Annotated in this window: 17 protein-coding genes and 1 pseudogene; 11 read left to right on the top strand and 7 right to left on the bottom strand. The window is 63.0% G+C overall.

What is annotated here, in order from left to right:
* Positions 1–225 precede the first annotated feature (225 nt).
* The 4 genes from phnC (at position 226) to phnE (NKI29_RS14655) (ending at position 4624) form a co-directional block, all read left to right on the top strand.
* On the top strand, positions 226–1074 hold the full coding sequence (gene phnC, locus NKI29_RS14670) for a phosphonate ABC transporter ATP-binding protein (RefSeq protein WP_023675197.1): 849 nt from the start codon (positions 226–228) through the stop codon (positions 1072–1074).
* Between the two features lie 90 nt (positions 1075–1164).
* Positions 1165–2073, top strand: a complete 909-nt coding sequence (gene phnD, locus NKI29_RS14665; RefSeq protein ID WP_023675196.1) for a phosphonate ABC transporter substrate-binding protein — start codon at positions 1165–1167, stop codon at positions 2071–2073.
* Positions 2074–2232: 159 nt separating this feature from the next.
* Positions 2233–3189 (top strand): phosphonate ABC transporter, permease protein PhnE, encoded by a 957-nt coding sequence (gene phnE / locus NKI29_RS14660; protein WP_023675195.1) that lies wholly within the window; start codon positions 2233–2235, stop codon positions 3187–3189.
* A gap of 67 nt (positions 3190–3256) precedes the next feature.
* Positions 3257–4624 carry a phosphonate ABC transporter, permease protein PhnE gene (gene phnE, locus NKI29_RS14655; RefSeq protein WP_352568279.1) on the top strand — a complete coding sequence of 456 codons (1368 nt, stop codon included), beginning with the start codon at positions 3257–3259 and terminating at the stop codon, positions 4622–4624.
* Between the two features lie 24 nt (positions 4625–4648).
* Here the strand turns inward: phnE (NKI29_RS14655) and NKI29_RS14650 are convergent, their stop codons facing one another.
* The 3 genes from NKI29_RS14650 to NKI29_RS14640 form a co-directional block, all read right to left on the bottom strand.
* A complete protein-coding gene (locus NKI29_RS14650; RefSeq protein WP_352568281.1) occupies positions 4649–5500 on the bottom strand; it encodes a sugar phosphate isomerase/epimerase family protein in 852 nt (283 codons plus the stop codon).
* Between the two features lie 176 nt (positions 5501–5676).
* Positions 5677–6864: a Gfo/Idh/MocA family protein gene (locus NKI29_RS14645; protein WP_352796575.1), complete on the bottom strand. Its 1188-nt coding sequence runs from the start codon at positions 6862–6864 to the stop codon at positions 5677–5679.
* A gap of 150 nt (positions 6865–7014) precedes the next feature.
* Positions 7015–8070, bottom strand: coding sequence for a sugar phosphate isomerase/epimerase family protein (locus NKI29_RS14640; protein WP_023675191.1), 1056 nt, complete (start codon positions 8068–8070; stop codon positions 7015–7017).
* Positions 8071–8462: 392 nt separating this feature from the next.
* Between NKI29_RS14640 and NKI29_RS14635 the strand changes: the two genes are divergently transcribed.
* The 5 genes from NKI29_RS14635 to NKI29_RS14615 are packed head-to-tail and all read left to right on the top strand — an operon-like array spanning position 8463 to position 12700.
* Complete coding sequence (locus NKI29_RS14635; protein ID WP_352796572.1) at positions 8463–9350, top strand: sugar phosphate isomerase/epimerase family protein; 888 nt, start codon at positions 8463–8465, stop codon at positions 9348–9350.
* A gap of 54 nt (positions 9351–9404) precedes the next feature.
* Positions 9405–10574, top strand: a complete 1170-nt coding sequence (locus NKI29_RS14630; RefSeq protein ID WP_023675189.1) for a mandelate racemase/muconate lactonizing enzyme family protein — start codon at positions 9405–9407, stop codon at positions 10572–10574.
* Between the two features lies 1 nt (position 10575).
* On the top strand, positions 10576–11292 hold the full coding sequence (locus tag NKI29_RS14625; RefSeq protein ID WP_023675188.1) for a FadR/GntR family transcriptional regulator: 717 nt from the start codon (positions 10576–10578) through the stop codon (positions 11290–11292).
* Position 11293: 1 nt separating this feature from the next.
* On the top strand, positions 11294–12274 hold the full coding sequence (locus NKI29_RS14620; RefSeq protein ID WP_352644064.1) for a hydroxyacid dehydrogenase: 981 nt from the start codon (positions 11294–11296) through the stop codon (positions 12272–12274).
* 42 nt (positions 12275–12316) lie between these two features.
* Positions 12317–12700: a DUF6748 domain-containing protein gene (locus NKI29_RS14615; RefSeq protein ID WP_023675186.1), complete on the top strand. Its 384-nt coding sequence runs from the start codon at positions 12317–12319 to the stop codon at positions 12698–12700.
* A gap of 14 nt (positions 12701–12714) precedes the next feature.
* Here the strand turns inward: NKI29_RS14615 and NKI29_RS14610 are convergent, their stop codons facing one another.
* Positions 12715–14010 (bottom strand): amidase, encoded by a 1296-nt coding sequence (locus NKI29_RS14610; protein ID WP_352448397.1) that lies wholly within the window; start codon positions 14008–14010, stop codon positions 12715–12717.
* Between the two features lie 120 nt (positions 14011–14130).
* On the opposite strand from NKI29_RS14610, the gene NKI29_RS14605 reads away from it, so the two are divergent.
* Complete coding sequence (locus tag NKI29_RS14605) at positions 14131–14478, top strand: GFA family protein (RefSeq protein ID WP_352568286.1); 348 nt, start codon at positions 14131–14133, stop codon at positions 14476–14478.
* Here the strand turns inward: NKI29_RS14605 and NKI29_RS14600 are convergent.
* Positions 14475–15698 carry an MFS transporter gene (locus tag NKI29_RS14600; RefSeq protein ID WP_352568287.1) on the bottom strand — a complete coding sequence of 408 codons (1224 nt, stop codon included), beginning with the start codon at positions 15696–15698 and terminating at the stop codon, positions 14475–14477. The two genes, NKI29_RS14605 and NKI29_RS14600, sit on opposite strands and share 4 nt — an antisense overlap.
* A 94-nt stretch (positions 15699–15792) precedes the next feature.
* On the opposite strand from NKI29_RS14600, the gene NKI29_RS14595 reads away from it, so the two are divergent.
* The gene (locus NKI29_RS14595) at positions 15793–16773 is read left to right on the top strand and encodes an AraC family transcriptional regulator (RefSeq protein WP_023675183.1); all 981 of its coding nucleotides are present in this window, start codon (positions 15793–15795) and stop codon (positions 16771–16773) included.
* Between the two features lie 12 nt (positions 16774–16785).
* On the opposite strand, the gene NKI29_RS14590 is transcribed toward NKI29_RS14595, so the two are convergent.
* Both NKI29_RS14590 and NKI29_RS14585 read right to left on the bottom strand, forming a co-directional pair.
* Positions 16786–17067: a hypothetical protein gene (locus NKI29_RS14590; protein ID WP_352448400.1), complete on the bottom strand. Its 282-nt coding sequence runs from the start codon at positions 17065–17067 to the stop codon at positions 16786–16788.
* 246 nt (positions 17068–17313) lie between these two features.
* Positions 17314–17589, bottom strand: a pseudogene (locus NKI29_RS14585) (TOBE domain-containing protein); the annotation flags it as partial.
* Positions 17590–17677: the final 88 nt, after the last annotated feature.

Raw genomic sequence — 17677 nt, 5'->3', positions numbered from 1 at the left:
GACGGATAGGTTTCGAGGCTTAGGGAAGCCTCTCTTGCCACCATTCACCATTCACCATTCGCTATTCACCATTCACCATTCGAGCTTCTCGCGCCGAGTTGATCCCGCCCCGCTCCAGGCTGTGGGCAGTAACAAAACTGACATCGTTCCGACACCGCAGGTTCATGCGGCTGCGCTAGCCAGGGTAAACAGACCTTCAATTGCGATTGGACTGGAGCCTGCACCATGTCAGCTACGCTCGAAATCCGCGGCGTCACCCGCCGGTTCGGCAAGAACACCGCCGTCAGCAATGTTCACATCGCGATTCCGCAAGGCCAGATGGTCGGCATCATTGGCCGCTCCGGCGCCGGCAAATCGACGCTGCTGCGCATGATTAACCGCCTCATCGATCCCAGCCAGGGATCCATCCTGTTCAACGGCGTCGAGGTCTCCGGGTTGCGCGGCTCGCCGCTCCGGCGATGGCAGCGCGACTGCGCCATGATCTTCCAGCAGTTCAATCTCGTGCCGCGCCTCGACGTGCTGACCAATGTGCTGCTCGGCCGGCTCAACCACCGCTCGACCCTGTCCAACCTGTTCGGCATGTTCTCCCGCGGCGAATGCGCCGAGGCGGTTGCAGCCCTCGAGCGCCTCGACATCGCCCGCACCGCCCTGCAGCCGGCCGGCACGCTTTCCGGCGGCCAGCAGCAGCGCGTTGCGATTGCGCGCGCCATGATGCAGCAGCCGAAGGTGTTGCTGGCGGATGAGCCGATTGCCTCGCTCGATCCGCTCAACGCCAAGGTGGTGATGGATTCGCTGCAGGACATCAATTTGCGCGAGGGCATCACCGTCATCACAAATCTGCATACGCTGGATACGGCCCGCACCTACTGCAACCGCATCATCGGCATGGCCGCCGGCAAGGTCGTCTTCGACGGCCCGCCCGAAGCCCTCAACCGCGAGGCCGTGCGCATGGTCTACGGCGCCGACAGCAATGGCGGCGAAATCTCCGAGGCCATCACCTCCACCAGTGTCGCCATCAAACAGAAAATCGCTGCATCCGCCGGACCGCTCGAGCCCGCATTCCCGGGATATTGAGAACGGCCTGATCGCCCGCCCGCGTCAAAGGCACCTGTCAAAAAATTCGTACGCTACCGGCGCGAGGCCGGGACCAACAGGAGAGAGATAATGTTCAGGAAGATGGTTTTTGGCGCCGTTTCATTGCTCGCTATCGCGGCAAGCGCCGCTCACGCCCAGGATATCAAGGAATTCCGCATCGGCATCCTTGGCGGTGAAAACGAAGCGGACCGGCTGCGCAACTTTCAGTGCCTCGCCGATCACATGAAGTCCGAATTCGGCTTCGAGAAGGTCTCGCTGTTCCCGGCCGCCGACTATGACGGCGTTATCCAGGGCCTGCTCGGCGGCACGCTCGATTTCGCAGAGCTTGGCGCGTCGGGCTATGCCAGCGTCTACCTCAAGGATCCGAACGCCGTGACCCCGATCCTCACCACCCAGCAGACCGACGGCGCGACCGGCTATTATTCGATCGGCCTTGCGCTGAAGTCGTCCGGCATCACCGACATCAAGTCGGCCAAGGGCAAGAAACTCGGCTATGCCGACCCGGATTCGACCTCCGGCTACCTGATCCCGCTGACCCAGATCCCGAAGGACACTGGCGCTTCGAACGAAACCTTCTTCGCCTCGACCCAGTTCAATGGCGGCCACGAGAACAACCTTCTCGCGGTTCGCGACGGCAAGGTCGATGTTGCGGTTGACGATTCCTCGGGCATCGGCGACTTCAAGAACGGCTACACCTCCGGCACCTTCCACAAGGAAGTCGCCAAGGGCGCCGTGGACCCCAACGATTTCGTCGAAGTCTGGCGCTCCGGCTCGATCCCGAACGGCCCGCTGGTCGTGCGCACCGCACTCGGCGGCGATATGAGCGCCAAGCTCGCCAACTTCTTCACCAGCCTGCCGGCCAAGGACAAGCCTTGCTTCGAGGCCATCGAAGGCGGCGATTTCACCGGCTACGTTCCGGTGAAGCCGGACTTCTACAGCGTCATCGTCGAAGCCCGCAAAGCCGCGATCGGCGGCTGACGACAATTGCGGAAAGGGCGGCGTCCATTAGAGCGACGTGCGTCCACTTGGACGCACAAAGTACGCTCTAACACTTAGATGCCGCATCGTGCTTTCCGAAAGTCAACTTTCGGGCCGATGCGGTCGCCGCCCTTTTTGCGTGTCCGCTCGTGACCCCGTATGACCTTCGCCGCTACAATTCGTTCAGACGCGGTCCGGCAGGCAGCAGACGCCTGGCGACGCCAGACGTCCTTGCGCCGGTTCTACACGGCGCTCGGCATCGGCTCACTGCTTGTCGCCATGTGCACAGCCATGTGGTTCGCCGACGAGGCCAATGCCGGACATTTCTTCGATCGGCTGCCGCACATACTGGATTTCCTTAGTTGGCTTGTTCCCAAGGACTGGAACGACGTCTGGCGGGCGCTGTTCGACATCGCATCGCCGCACGACAAGGGCAGCCAAGAGTTCAACTTCCCGCTTGGCCGCGTCTATCTCTGGGGCGGCTTTTATCTACCCGAATATTTCGAGCTGATGCTCACCACGCTTAACGTGGCGCTGGTTTCCACTTTCATCGGCTTTGTCTTTGCGGTGCCCTTTTCCTTCATCGCCGCGCGCAACTTGACGCCCAGTCCGGTGCTCAGGCTCGTCGTCAAGCGCTTCATGGAACTGCTTCGCGCCTTCCCCGAGATCGTCATTGCCGGCCTGTTCGCAGCCATCCTCTCGACCGGCCCGGTCGCAGCCATCATCGCCATCGGCCTGCATTCCATCGGCGCTCTCGGCAAGCTCTTCTACGAGATCAACGAAAACATCGACATGCGCGCCGAAGAAGGCCTGCGCGCGGTCGGCGCCAACTGGTTCGAGCGCGTGCGCTTTGCCGGCCTGCCGCAAGTGCTGCCCAATTTCATGTCCTACACGCTGCTCAGGATCGAGATCAATGTGCGTATCTCGACCATTATCGGTGCGGTCGGCGGTGGCGGCATCGGCGAGGAACTGAAGCTCTCCATCTCGCGCGGCTTCGGCGCCAAGACGCTGGCATTGGTGCTGCTGCTGTTCACGACGATCTTCCTCGTCGACCAGTTTTCCGCCTGGCTACGCCGCAAGCTCGTCGGCGAGCAGGCATTCATGATGGGTGCCTGACCATGATCCCAAAAAGTGGATTCCGGTTTTTGGAAAAGATCATGGCAAATCAACAAGAAGACTGCCCATGGCCGCAATGACCGCCGATCAGATGCGGTCGATCGAGGAGCGCTTTCCCCAAGTGTTCCGGCGGCCCTTGTACAAACGCTTCGGCCCGCTGGTCCTGTTCACCGGCATCCTGCTCTATCTCCTCTACGCCTTGTGGTTCTTCAGCCTGCCGCAAGTGCTGAGGGAATCGCACTGGGAGCGCCTGCCGCTCTTCCTGACGCAATGGATCAGCTACGATCTGCAGCCGGAATTCCGTCTCGACCAGCCTCAGATCACACCCAGATATCCGCGTTTTTCGGCGCTCGGCGAAGACCCGCATCCCGATTGGGTCATCACCAACGCCAACGGCTCCTACACCATCCTGATCGACGGCCGGGCCAAATCGGTCACCTTCGACAAGACCGAGGCGACGCTGGTCGCCAATGGCCAGACGGTGCCGGTGTCCTTGGCCAGCGGCAAACCGGTAATATCCGGCCCGGTGCCGGAGTGGATCACCGCGCATGACGATGAGATCGTCGCCAGGATGGGCTTTGCCGGCGAGGTCCGTATAACCGTCGATCGCGTCAAGGTCCGCAAACGCTTCCTCGGCTGGGCGAATTTCGTCTTCGACACACGCTCGCCCTTCTTCGGCAAGTCGCCCGGCGAGGTGGTCTCGTTGCTGATGTCCGGACCCCAGCTCAAGCCGGGCACATCAAACATTGCGCTGGCCGCCGACAATATCTGGAACAACGCCCAATGGCAGCATGGCGACGTCTGGACGAAGCTGTTCCAGACCATCGTCATGGCGTTTCTCGGCACCTTGCTCGGCGGCATCGTTGCCTTCCCGCTCGCCTTCTTCGCCGCCCGCAACATCACCCCGAGCGGCCTGCTTAGCCAGGTGCTAAAGCGGTTCTTCGATTTCATGCGTTCGGTCGACATGCTGATCTGGGCGCTGTTCTTCACCCGCGCCTTCGGCCCGGGCCCGCTTGCCGGCAGCGCCGCGATTTTCTTCACCGAGATCGGCACGCTCGGCAAAGTCTATTCGGAAGGCCTCGAGAACATCGACGACAAGCCACGCGAGGGCATCCAGTCGACCGGCGCCAATGGCTTGCTGGTGCAGCGCTATGGCGTGCTGCCGGAAGTGATCCCGGTCTTCATCAGCCAGACACTCTATCAGTGGGAATCCAACACCAGGGGCGCGACGATCATCGGCGCCGTCGGTGCCGGTGGCATCGGCCTGAAGCTCTGGGAGGCGATGCGCACCAATTCCAACTGGGCCAATGTCTTCTACATGGTGCTCTTGGTCCTGCTCGTCGTTTTCATCTTCGACAGCATTTCCAATTTCCTGCGCCGCCGCTTGAGCAGGACGATCCACGACTACAACCGGATCCAGGCCGGCCAGGGCTGACGGGGGCGTTACGCAGACGTGCGGTTAGGGCGCCTTCCTCCATCCATTCCTGATATGCCTGTAGCCGTCGCGGTAAACAGCTTCCGGGCCTTCGGAAAAGTCGCGCCACACCTTGGTGGCCGCGGCCAAATCCTTCAGCGAACGCCCGAACGCCTCGATCGTCAGCCAATCGTCGTAGCCGCTCTTGCGAATGGCGGAGAAAGTCTCCTTCCAGGGGACGTGGCCGCGGCCCGGCACGCCGCGATCGTTCTCCGAAATATGGATATGGACGATGTTCTTGCGGTTGCGCGTATAGGCCCCGATCGGGTCAGCTTCTTCGATATTGGCATGGAAGGTATCGTACATCGCCTTGACGTGCGGCCGGTCGATCGCGTCGATATGCTCCGACAGATCGTCCATCGTGTTGAGCAGATAACATTCGAAGCGATTGAGCGCCTCCAGCCCGATAGTGACGTTTCTGTTGCCGGCATGATCGCCGATGGCGCGTTGCGAGGCGACCGAGCGCTTTTTCTCGGCCGCCGTCGGCCCGCTGCCGGAAAAGGCGCCAAGCGTCGAATGCAGCGGACCGCTCAAAGTGTTCGCGCCCAGCGCTTGAGCGCAATCAATCGTCGATTTCATGTAGTCGATACCGGCCTTGCGCGTCGAGCCATCCGGCGAGATCAAATTCATCGCCGGATCGCCCATCGCCGAGACGGCGGTGCGTTCCAGCCCGATACGATCGAGCAGCTCGCCGAGCTTCTTGTAGTCGTCCGGCGTGCCGGAGAAGATCGGTATCTCGACGCCGTCGAAGCCGGTCGCCTTGATATCCCTCAACAACGGCTCGTGTTTTTTCGTGACACTGGTCGTCCACAACAACATGCACATGCCGATTTTCATCGACGCCCCTCCCCTTCATTCGCTCGATCGCCGGAGGGGTGGTGAGATTCAGGTCAGGCCGAGCCGAAAATGGTGGGTTCCGAGAACCGGAGCGGAGCGTACTTTTGGTACATGAGCACCGGAAGCGCAGGAAACTGCCATTTGCAGGCCGGTCTCACCTGAATATCACCACCCCTTCAGAGCTTCGTCCACGCTCCATTCTTCTTCGCCGATTTCACGCAGGCCTCGATGAAGGCCATGCCTTCGACGCCGTCTTGCACAGTCGGGAAAACGACATCCTTAGCCGGCTTGCCGCCCTTCCCGCGCGCCGCACGAATGGCCCGCGCGGCTTCCTGGTAGATGTTGGCGAAACCTTCGAGATAGCCTTCCGGATGGCCTGGCGGAACGCGGCTGACGCGCCCGGCGACGGGCAACGCTCCCGCGCCGTTTCGGGTGATCAACTGCTTCGGCTGGCCGAACGGCGTGTACCAGAGATAGTTCGGATCGGCCTGCACCCATTCGAGCCCGCCCTTCGAGCCGTAGATGCGCAATTTCAGGCCGTTCTCGTGGCCGGGCGCCACCTGGCTTGCCCAGATCATGCCCTTGGCGGAGTGCGACCCGCCGACCGGCTTGAAGCGCAGCAGCACATTGATGTTGTCGTCGAGCAGCCGCCCCGGTACGAAGGCATCGAGATCGGCCGACAACGAATCGAGCTCCAGCCCGGAGACGAAACGGGCGAGGTTGTAGGCGTGCGTGCCGATATCGCCCAGCGCACCGCCGGCACCGGCCTGCTTGGGGTCTGAGCGCCACGCAGCCTGCTTCTGGCCGGTGGCGGCCAGATCTTCGGTCAGCCAGTCCTGCGGATATTCCGACTGCACGATGCGGATATCGCCGAGCTGTCCTTTGGCCACCATCTCGCGTGCCTGCCGCACCATCGGATAGGCGGTGTAGTTATGCGTCAGCACAAACACCTTGCCGGTCTTTTCGACCAGCGCGGCCAGCTTCTTTGCCTCGGCCAGCGTCGTCGCCAGCGGCTTGTCGCAGATGACGTGGATGCCGGCCTCTAGAAAAGCCTTGGCGGCCGGCACGTGCACATTGTTCGGCGTGACGATGGCCACCACCTCGATGCCGTCCGGCCGCTTGGCCTCGGCCTGGGCCATCTCGGCATAGGAGCCGTAGCTGCGTGCCGGATCGAGCCCAAGCTCGGCCGCCGAGGCCTTGGCGCGCTCCGGATTCGACGACAAGGCGCCGGCAACCAGCACGAACTCGTTATCAATGCGCGCCGCGATGCGGTGCACCGCGCCGATAAAGGCGCCTTGTCCGCCGCCAACCATGCCGTAGCGGATCGGACCGCCTCCCGTTTCCGTCTTCGATGCGCCAACCATGATTTTCTCCCTCGTTATCTGAGATACCCCTCCCCCCTTGAGGGGGAGGGTCGACGCGTAGCGCGGGTGGGGTCGCCGGGCATGAAGCTCGGCATGGACCGACCCCACCCGGCCCTCCGGGCCACCCTCCCCTCGGGAGGGATATCTGTGCTAGATCCCCATCATGCCGCGCAGCACCTTTTTATCGGTCGTGCCGCCGGCGAAATCGTCGAATGCTTTTTCCGTCACCCTGATGATGTGGTGCTGGATGAAGGGGGCGCCTTCGGCAGCACCATCCTCCGGGTGCTTGAGGCAGCATTCCCATTCCAGCACCGCCCATGAATCGTAATTGTATTGGGTGAGCTTGGAGAAGATGCCGCCGAAATCCACCTGCCCGTCGCCGAGCGAGCGGAAACGCCCGGCGCGGTTGGTCCAGCTCTGGTAGCCGGAATAGACGCCTTGCCGCCCGGTCGGATTGAATTCAGCGTCCTTGACGTGGAACGCCTTGATCCGCTCGTGGTAGATGTCGATGAATTCGAGATAATCGAGCTGCTGCAGCAGGAAGTGCGACGGGTCGTAGTTGATGTTGCAGCGCTTGTGGCCGCCGACCGCATCGAGGAACATCTCGAATGTCGCGCCGTCGAACACGTCCTCGCCCGGATGGATTTCGTAGCCGATATCGACGCCGTTCTCGTCATAGACGTCGAGGATTGGCTTCCAGCGCTTGCCCAGCTCGGCAAATGCTTCCTCGATCAGTCCCGCCGGCCGCTGCGGCCATGGGTAGAGGTATGGGAAGGCCAACGCGCCGCAAAACGACACCGACGCCTTGAGCCCGAGATTCTTCGACGCCTTGGCGGCGAACTTCATCTGTTCGACCGCCCATTGCTGCCTGGCTTTTGGATTGTTGTGCACCGCAGCCGGCGCAAAGCCGTCGAACTGCGCGTCATAGGCGGGATGCACCGCCACCAGTTGCCCCTGCAGATGCGTCGACAGTTCGGTGATTTCGACGCCGGCATCGGCGCAGATGCCCTTCACCTCGTCGCAATAGGCCTTGGAGGAGGCTGCCTTCTCGAGATCGAACAGTCGAGCGTCCCATGTCGGGATCTGCACGCCCTTGTAGCCCAGACCAGCCGCCCATTTGGTGATCGAGGCCAGCGAATTGAACGGCGCGGCGTCGCCCGCAAACTGCGCCAAGAACAGACCAGGCCCCTTCATCGTCGTCGGCATCGGCATCTCCCTATGTTTCACGACCAAGCATAGCGCCGATTGAAAACAGGGCCAGCGTCTTTGGTCTCTTTGCACAGCGCACTCAGCGCTGCTATTCTGGTATTACCAAATGCCGAAATCTGGTCAAGCCATTTGACGCGCTGCGACGGTCCTGCAACCATGCCGAGTTAAGCCACATGTTTAAGTATAATCAATAGCATAGACAGGAGCCAACGCTTGATGGCAGCAGTTCTTGCCGTCCAGATGAAATTACTGTAGACCTCCCTTCAAGCCCAATTGGTCGAACCAGTTTGCAAAAAATGCTGGGACGCCTTGGGGAGGAATCATGCGGCACGCTTCGGCAGAGTGCGCCGCAGGCGAACTGGTACAGGCGATTCTGGGAAGGATAGACCATGCATCTTTCGACGCACAATTGGATGCGGGCGGAGCCGCTGGAAACGACGCTCAAGCGCATCAAGAAATTCGGCTACGAGTCGATCGAGATCTCCGGCGAACCCGAACAGTACAAGCCCAAGGAGACGCGCGCACTGTTGAACGAGTACGGCATTCGCTGCTGGGGAGCGGTGACGCTGATGCTGGGCGAGCGCAATCTCGCCGCCAAGGACCAGGGCCAGCGCGAGCGCTCGGTGCAGTATGTCAAGGACGTGCTGACCATGGTCAGCGAACTTGATGGCGAGATCATCACGCTGGTTCCGGCCACCGTCGGCAAGGTGGTGCCGGACGGCACCGAGGAAGAGGAGTGGAAATGGGTGGTCGACGCCACCCGGGAATGCTTCACCCACGCCAAGAAGGTCGGCGTCAAGATCGCGGTCGAGCCGCTCAACCGCTTCGAGACCTATCTGTTCAACCGCGGCGCCCAGGCACTGGCGCTGGCCGATGCGGTCAGTCCCGAATGCGGCGTCTGCCTCGACGCCTACCACATCCACATGGAAGAATTTAACGTCTACGACGCCATCCGGCAGGTCGGCAAGCGCCTGTACGACTTCCATGTCGCCGACAACAACCGCTTCGCCGCCGGCCTCGGGCAGATCGACTGGCTGAAGATCGTCGGCACGCTGAAGGAGATCGGCTATGACGGCGCGCTGACCAATGAATTCGTCGCCCCCGTCGACCGCACGCCGGCTGCCCCCTATCCCGACATGGTCGAACGCAACCCCGTCGACATCTCGCCGGAGCAGCTGAAATTCATTCAGGACCACGGCTCCAGCGTGCTCACGGAGAAATTCTACACCGACCAGATGCGCATCAACGCGGAAACGCTGCTGCCGCTGATCAAGTAGCCGAGCCGTTTGGAAAAGCCCTTCCGCCTCACCGCGGCCGGGCCGAGGATTAACATGCGCATCAAGACGGTCCAAGCCTGGTGGGTCCGCATACCGATCGAAGCCGCGAAGCAGCACCGCAGCGACTTCGGTCAGGTGGCGACGTTCGACGCCGCCATCCTGCGCATCGAGACGGACGACGGGCTGGTCGGCTGGGGCGAGGGCAAGAATGCCGCCGGCAGCGCCGGCAGCTACGGCGCCCTTGTCCATTTGCTGAACTACGAGGTCGGCCCGCAGCTGGTCGGCCGCGACCCGGCTGACATCGGCGTCATATGGGAGATGCTCTATAATGGCACGCGCCACGACAGCGCCGCTCGCGCCGGCCACGCCATGCCGCAATTGGCGCGACGCGGCATGAGCATCGCCGCTATCAGCGCCGTCGACATCGCATTGTGGGACATTCTTGGCAAATCGCTCGGCGTTCCGGTCTGGCGGCTGCTCGGCGGCCGCAAGCTGGACCGCATGCCGGCCTATGCTTCCGGCGGCTGGGCTACTGCGGAAGCCATCGGCGACCAGCTGCAGTCCTACATCACCAAGGGCGGTTTCAAGGCGCTGAAGATGCGCGTCGGCGCCATGGACGGCGCCCCACATATCTCGGCCGCTCGCGTCAGAGCCGCCAGACAGGCGCTCGGTCCCGATATCGACCTGATGGTCGACGCGCACGGCACCTACACGGTGGCCGAAGCCAAGCGCTTTATCCATCTCGCCGGCGACCTCGATCTCGCCTGGTTCGAGGAGCCGGTGATCGCCGACGACAAGCCCGGCATGGCCGAGGTGCGCGCCTGCGGTTCGATTCCGATCGCCACCGGCGAAAGCGAGGCGACGCGCTATGCCTTCCGCGACCTCGCCGTGCTCAAATCCGCCGATATATTCCAGCCGGATCCGGCCTTTTGCGGTGGCATCAGCGAGGCGATGAAGATCGGCACCATCGCCAGCGCCTTCAATCTGCGCTTTGCGCCGCATCTTTGGGCCGGCGCGCCCTGCTTCTTTGCCGGGCTGCATGTCTGCGCTGCGTCGCCGGCGAGCTTCACCGTCGAATATTCGCTCGGCGCCAACCCGATGATCCACGATCTGATCGAAGAGACTGTCGAAGCAAAGGACGGTATGGTAGCGATCCCTGATAGACCCGGGCTGGGATTCACCATTTCGGAGCGGTTCCTGGAGGCGCACGCCCAACACGGCTGACATGAAAGAAAAGAACCTTCTCGCGGAACTCGCCGCCTATCTGTTCTCCCATTCGGACAAGGAGACGGGCCGCACGCCGTCGGAGCGCGAACTGGCAGAGCATTTCAGCGTCAGCCGCGGCCAGATCCGCGAGGCGCTGGCCATTCTCGAGGCCATGCGCATCGTCGAGCGACGGGCGAAATCCGGCATCTACATCGATACGAAGCAGGCGAGCGTCGAGGCGATGGCGCTGTTCGCCCGCGCCGGCCTGCCGCTCGATCCCGTCCAGATCTACGAGACGGTCGAGTTGCGCAAGATCCACGAGATCAAGGCCGCCGAACTTGCCTGTTCACGCGCCACCGAGGAGAATTTCGAGCGGCTGCGCGAGATCCTGAAGGCCTCCGAGGATCGCATCGCCGCCGGTGAAGGGCTTGCCCGGGAAGACCGCGAGTTCCACCTCGAGATCGTGCGGGCGACCAAGAACAGCGTCTTCCACAATATCTGCAGCGTCTACTACATGATGGGTGAACTGCGCCTGCCGATCTATTTCAACGATCCCGAACGCAGCGTGCGCTCCCATGCCGAGCATATCCAGATCTACGAGGCGCTGCTGCGCCGCGATGGCAATCTCGCCCAGGCGCTGATGAGCGCCCACCTGCAAGGCGCGGAAAGCTACTGGAAGGGGCTGATCGAGGGGCGTGGGACGGAACCGGAAAGCCCTGCGCTCGAAAAGGCCTGAAATGCCCAAGATCCTGTCAACACACAGACTGCACCCTCGTGCCGCTTCCATGCTGACCGGGGCCGGCGAACTCGTCGTTGCTTCCGCCCTCGATGCGGCCACGCTGGCCGCCGAGGCGAGGAACGCCGATGTCATCATCGTTCGCGCTCCCTTGCCTGCGGCGCTTTTCGAAGGCGCGAAGAAGCTCAGGGCCGCGATCCGCCACGGCGCCGGGCTGGACATGGTACCGATGGAAGCGGCCAATGCGGCCGGCGTGCTGGTGGCGAACGTGCCGGGGGTGAACGCGCGATCTGTCGCCGAATATGTGATGTTCGCGGCGCTGGCGCTGCTTAGGCGCTTCCGTGTGTTGGACCGCGACTTGCGTGCGAAGGGCTGGCTGGCGGGCCGCGAACACACGGTGGTGGCCAGCGAGCTAGCGGGCAAGACGATCGGCATTGTCGGCCTCGGCGCGATCGGTCAGGCGGTTGGCCACATCGCCGCCCATGGGTTCGATCTGAATGTGGTGGCGACGACGCGCAGCATGCGGCCGGCGCCGGACAGGGTCGGCTTCCTGTCGATCGATGCACTCATCGAGCAGAGCGACATCATCGTTCTGTGCTGCCCGCTGACGCCCGAAACACGGGGGCTGATCAGCCGCGAGCGCATTGAGCGGATGAAGCCGGATGCGCTGCTGATCAATGTTTCGCGCGGGCCGGTGATCGATGACAACGCGCTGATCGAGGCCTTGCAGAAGGGCCGCATCGGCGGCGCTGCGCTCGATGTTTTTGCTACACAACCGCTACCGCCCAACCATCCTTATTTCGGCTTCGACAACGTCATCGTCACCCCGCACATGGCTGGGATTACCGAGCAGTCGATGATGCGCATGGGCGTCGGCGCGGCTGGCGAAGCCTTGCTGGTGCTGGCCAACAGATTGCCGGTCAATCTGCGCAACCCCGAAGTGGTCGAGCACTACCGGCGGCGGTTCCCTGCCGATTTCTGAAAGCGCCCTAATTTTCCCGAATTCGCCGGCGATGGTGCCGGCATGGCAAGCGTCACAAAATTCCTGCTGACCGCCGGCTTCTGTGTGGCGACGGCGCAAGCCTTCGCCAACGGACAGGGTAGCTACGTGTTCTGCGACAACGGCATACGCTGCGTGGCGGCACCCTGTCCATCGAACAGCGCACTCGACCTCGCTGCTGGGAAGCTCATCAAAGGCGTTTCAATCGACATCGATCGCCTGCCGCAGCAAGACAAGGCGCTCGATCTTTCAGACAAGCTCTATGCCGGCAAGGTCGTTGTTGTCGGCTCGATCGAGAACCGCACCCGGACCTTCAACGGCAAGCGGTACACCCTGCCTTGGCTGGTCGCCACCAGCATCGAACGCGCCGCCAAGGACAGCGAACGCGGCCACTGCTCGTCGCGCTGACACGCGCTATCCGATCAATTTGCAAGCAGCCCCTCCACGCCCGCTGCGATGCGCAGCAGGTGGTGGTCATGGCCATTGCGCGCCACCAGCATCAGCCCGGCCGGACGCGTCATTCCCGGCATCGGCAGCGAGATGGCTGATAGATCGAACTGGTTGGCGACCTGCGTGTTGCGCAGCAGAAGGCCTTCCGTCCTGTTGCACAGAGCCTCGTCGCTGGTCATCGACACGATCGTCGGCGCCGTCACCGGTGTGGTCGGCAGGGCCAGCACGTCGACCGACGCCAGCCGGTCATCCATCGCGGCGGCCAGCGCCGTGCGGCGGCGCATTGCCCTGATATAGACCGTGGCCGGAATGGCGGCGGCGCGCGACAATGGCCCGCTTACCCGCGGGTCGACCGGCCTCGTCGCTCCCGTCGCCAGCCAGTCGGCATGGATCTCCGCCCCTTCCATCGCCGCGATCGACGCGCGTTGGGTTGCCACGCGCAGATCGGCAAGCAGGTCGTCGATCGACAGCTCCACAAGCCGTGCGCCGCTAAGCTCTATCTTGCGCAGACACCGGTCGAACGTCGTCGCGACCTCTTCCTGCGTATCATCGAACAGCACGCCGCGCGCAATACCGATGCGCAGGCCGTCCAGCGGCAGCGGCAACAGTGCCGCCAGGTTTTCGCCCGACATCACTGCATCGGCCGCCGCACATTCGGCGACGGTGCGGGCCAGCGGACCGATCGAGTCCAGCGTGGCTGATAGCGGAAACGCACCCGCAAGCGGCACGCGCCGCGCAGTCGGCTTGAAACCGACGACGCCATTCAGCGATGCCGGAATGCGCACCGAACCACCGGTATCGGAACCGATGGAGATTTCGCTGGTGCCTTCGCCCACCGAAACGCCGGCGCCTGAGGAGGAGCCGCCCGGAATACGGCTGGCATCGCTAGCATTGCCGGGCGTGCCATAATGTGGATTGACGCCGATCGCAGTAAAGGCGAACTCGGTCATGTTGGTCTTGCCGAGGATGATTGCACCGGCCTGGCGCAACTGTTGCACGACAATGGCATCCCGCAGCGCCGGCGCTGCGTTGGCGAGCAGCAGAGAGCCAGCCGTGGTCGGCTCGCCGGCGACATCGAACAGATCCTTGATCGAGACGATCGCCCCATCGAGCGGCCCGAGCGTGACGCCGGCTTTTCGCCGCGCATCGGTGGCGTCCGCCGCCGCCCGTGCGGCTTCCGGGTAGAGCTTTACGAAAACCCTCTCATCGTCGACGCGAGCGGCAAGAGGCGAAAGAATTGCTTCGAGGTGATCGCGGGCTGATTGCATTTTTCGGTGTCGGACTCCGCGCGCTTGCAACGTCTTAAGGTAGCAGCCAGAAACTGGCCGCAGGAGACATAGCCCGGCACGGTCGGATTTGCACCTGTCGAACCGAAGGAGGAAGGCCCGATGCTCTACCAAGGCAGCTGCCACTGCGGCAAGGTCGCGTTCGAGGTCGAAGGCGAGCTGACCGGAGCCGTTCGGTGCAATTGCTCGATCTGCTCGCGCAAGGGTGCACTGTTATGGGCAGTTCCGCATGAGAGCATACGGGTGCTTGCCTGGGGCGATGATCTCGGCCGCTACAGCTTCGGCAACCATGTCATCGCCCACCGCTTCTGCCGCAGCTGCGGCATTCACCCCTTCGCCGAGGATGTCGGCGAAGGGAGCGGGCGAAGTGCCTATATCAATATCAATTGCATCGAGGCGTTGGACGTCGCCGCCGTGCCGGTCTTCGACTTCGACGGCCGTTCCGTTTAGGCCTTGGGGTCGTCGATCGGCTTGGGGCCAAGGAAGAACGCCGCCAGTGCCGCAAGCAACGTCGCCGCCGCGCAATAGGCGAAGGCGGTGGCAACGCCGGTATTGTCGACCAGCAGGCCGCCGAAGACGGCGCCCAACGCGATGGCGACCTGGAACGTCATAACCATGAGCCCACCGGCGCTTTCCGCCTGATCGGGGGCGGCCCGCACCAGCCAGGTCTGCAGCCCGACTGGGACGGCGCCGAAGGCAAAGCCCCAGCTGGCCACTGCTATTGCAGCCACGACGGGTGAACCTCCGACCACCAGCAGCAGGAGCGCCGAAAACGCGATCAGCAGGGGCGCCAGGCTGACGGCTGCCTTGAGGCTGCGTTCGGCAATGAAGCCGCCGGCAAAATTGCCGAAGAAGCCACCAATGCCGTAGGCGAGCAGCACAAGCGAGATCGTCTCGATGTCCAGCGCGGGCACCTTCTCGAGAAACGGGCGGACATAGGTGAAGCCGGCAAAATGTCCCGAGGCGACCAGCAGCACCACCAGCAGTGCCACCCTGATCATCGGCCGCTTCATCACCTCCAGCAGCGTGCGAAAACCTGCCGTACCTGCAGGCGGCAGCTTCGGAATGGTAGCCACCTGCACCAGCAGCGCCAGCGCACCGACCACGGCGGCGATCATGAACGCCGTCCGCCAGCCCCAGATGTCGCCGACATAGGCGCCGACCGGAGCCGCGCAGACCGTCGCCACCGAAACGCCGGTGAGAATGATCGACATGGCGCGCGACATCAACCGCATCGGAACGAGCCGCATCGCCATGGCTGCCGACATCGACCAGAAGCCGCCAAGACTGATCCCGAGCATGATGCGGGCAATCAGAAGAACGGGAAGCGAGGACGCAAACGCGGCCACCAGGTTTGACAGCACAAGCAGCACCGTCAGCGCCCACATGACCAGCCTGCGGTCCAGCCGCTTGGTGACAATAGCCATGGTCGGCGCCGCAATCGCGCCAATGACGGCGGTGGCCGTTACCGCCTGCCCGGCGGCGCCTTCGGTGATGCCGAGATCCTGCGCAAGCGGCGTCAGCAGGCTGGCAGGCAGAAATTCCGCGGTCACCAGGCCAAAGACTCCGAGCGCCAGGGAGACCACCGCCCCCCATGCGGGCTCGGATCGTTCGCCGGTTTCCGATGGGTCGAGAACGGCGTCCATGACGCCTGTCGCGGGTTCGGTCATGAGGGATCTCCGGTCTGTTGCAGCGCAGCATTTGGCGGCAATGCAAGCAACATAGGGAGTGACTAGCTGGAGTTTCCATGCTAGAAACACCATTATGTTTGACCGTTCGTCCAAAATTCCAATCACCGGCGATCCGCTGACAGACATATTGCGCGGATTGCGTCTCGAAGGCGTCGATTACGGCCGTTGCGAGATGAAGGAACCCTGGGGCATCCATTTTCCGGCTCAGGCGGCGGCACGGTTTCATTTCATCGGCCGCAAAGGCTGCTGGTTGCTGCAGCCGTCCGGTGAATGGGTCGAGCTCAAGGCGGGCGACGCGGTATTGTTGCCGCGCGGCTCAGCCCACACGCTGGCGAGCGAGCCGGGTATCGAGGCGGCGCCGATCCACGGCTATGAGGTCGAGGAAATCTGCAAGGGTGTCTATTGCATGTCGAATGACGGCATGCCCGGCTGCCGTCCGGGGACCTTGCTGTTTTTCGGCAGCATGTATTTCAATCTCGATGGCTTGCACCCCTTGCTCGGCATGATGCCGGACGTGATGCGCGCACATGAGTTGGAGGCCTATGAGCCAGGTATCCCGCATTTGCTGGAAGCGATGGCCCGCGAGGTGACGATGGAGCGCGTCGGCTCCGGCGGCATCCTGGCGCGGCTGGCCGATGTGCTCGCCGCGACCGTCATCCGCTCATGGGTCGAGCGCGGCTGCGGCGACTCTTCCGGTTGGATTGCGGCGGTCAGGGACCGCGAGATCGGCCGGGTGCTGGCCGCGATCCATCTGGAACCGAACCGCGACTGGACGGTGGAGGCTCTGGCGAAGATGATGGGTGCCTCGCGATCAGGTTTCGCCGAGCGCTTCGCAACCATTGTCGGCGAAACACCGGCAAAGTACGTCACGCAGGTGCGGATGCACCAGGCGAGGCAATGGCTGGTCCGCGACCGGCTCAAGATTTCCGTCGTCGCGGCGCGCCTCGGCTACGAATCCGACGCCTCCTTCAGCCGCGCCTTCAAACGGGTCATCGGATCGCCGCCCAGCCATTTCCGGGCCGAGGAACAGGCGGAGATCCGCCAGGCCGGCTAAACGTTGGCCGGCTTATTGCTCGGTGATGCAGGCCGAGCCGGCGCTGCTCTTGCAATATTTGCCGGAGGCCCCGCACCTGCCATCCGAGACTTCCACGACGGTGCCGCTCAACAACAGCTTGCAGTCGCTGGTGGACAGATTGACCGTGCCGTTGAGGTCCTTGATCTTCTTGGCGTCGACCTTCGCGCCGGCGACAACTTTCTTGGCTGCCTGCGCCTCGCCCAGATGCGCCGCCGACAATCCCATACCGGCGACGAGCAGGATCGTCGCAAAACTGCGGAACAGATTTCCCATAGCCAACCCTCCGTTTTGGGCCTCCAAATTGGGCTTGCAAAGCCCGTTTGGGACCAAAGGATCAGCCTATTCGACAAATCGGAGCATCCGCATCCCCCGTACGGGGGATGACGGGAAGACTCGAGCATTTCGCAGCCAAGTGGAATCAAGTGGCGTCGCACAAATGCGGCTAAAACACATGGATAGAGCGGGATGCACGGTTCACTTTGAACGCATCCCGCTCTAGCGCAGTAAAGACGCTTGTACTTAGCCGGCGTGACGCAGGCTTATTCCGCTGCCCTTGTCGAACAGCACCACCTTGTCCGGGTTCCAGGCAAAGCGCACCGGCTGCTCTATCTGGACGTCGGTCCTGGCAGGCACGGTGGCGCGCAGCATGGCGTCGCCGACCCGCAGCGTCAGGATCTTCTCGACGCCATGGTTCTCGACGTCATGGACCCGCGCCTCGACCGGCGCGCCGGTCTCGAGATAGACGTCCTCGGGACGAATACCGAAGACGAGCGGGCGACCGTCGGTCGCCGCGCCCGTCTTTAGCCCCCCCGCCGTCGGGGGGGGGGGGGGGGGGGGGGGGGGGGGGGGGGGGGGGGGGGGGGGGGGGGGGGGGGGGGGGGGG

Origin of the sequence: Mesorhizobium sp. M0678 (genome assembly GCF_040320505.1) — a bacterium.
Lineage (GTDB): Bacteria > Pseudomonadota > Alphaproteobacteria > Rhizobiales > Rhizobiaceae > Mesorhizobium.
Note: the sequence above shows the minus strand (reverse complement) of the source record. Positions and strands in the feature narration are given on the sequence as shown.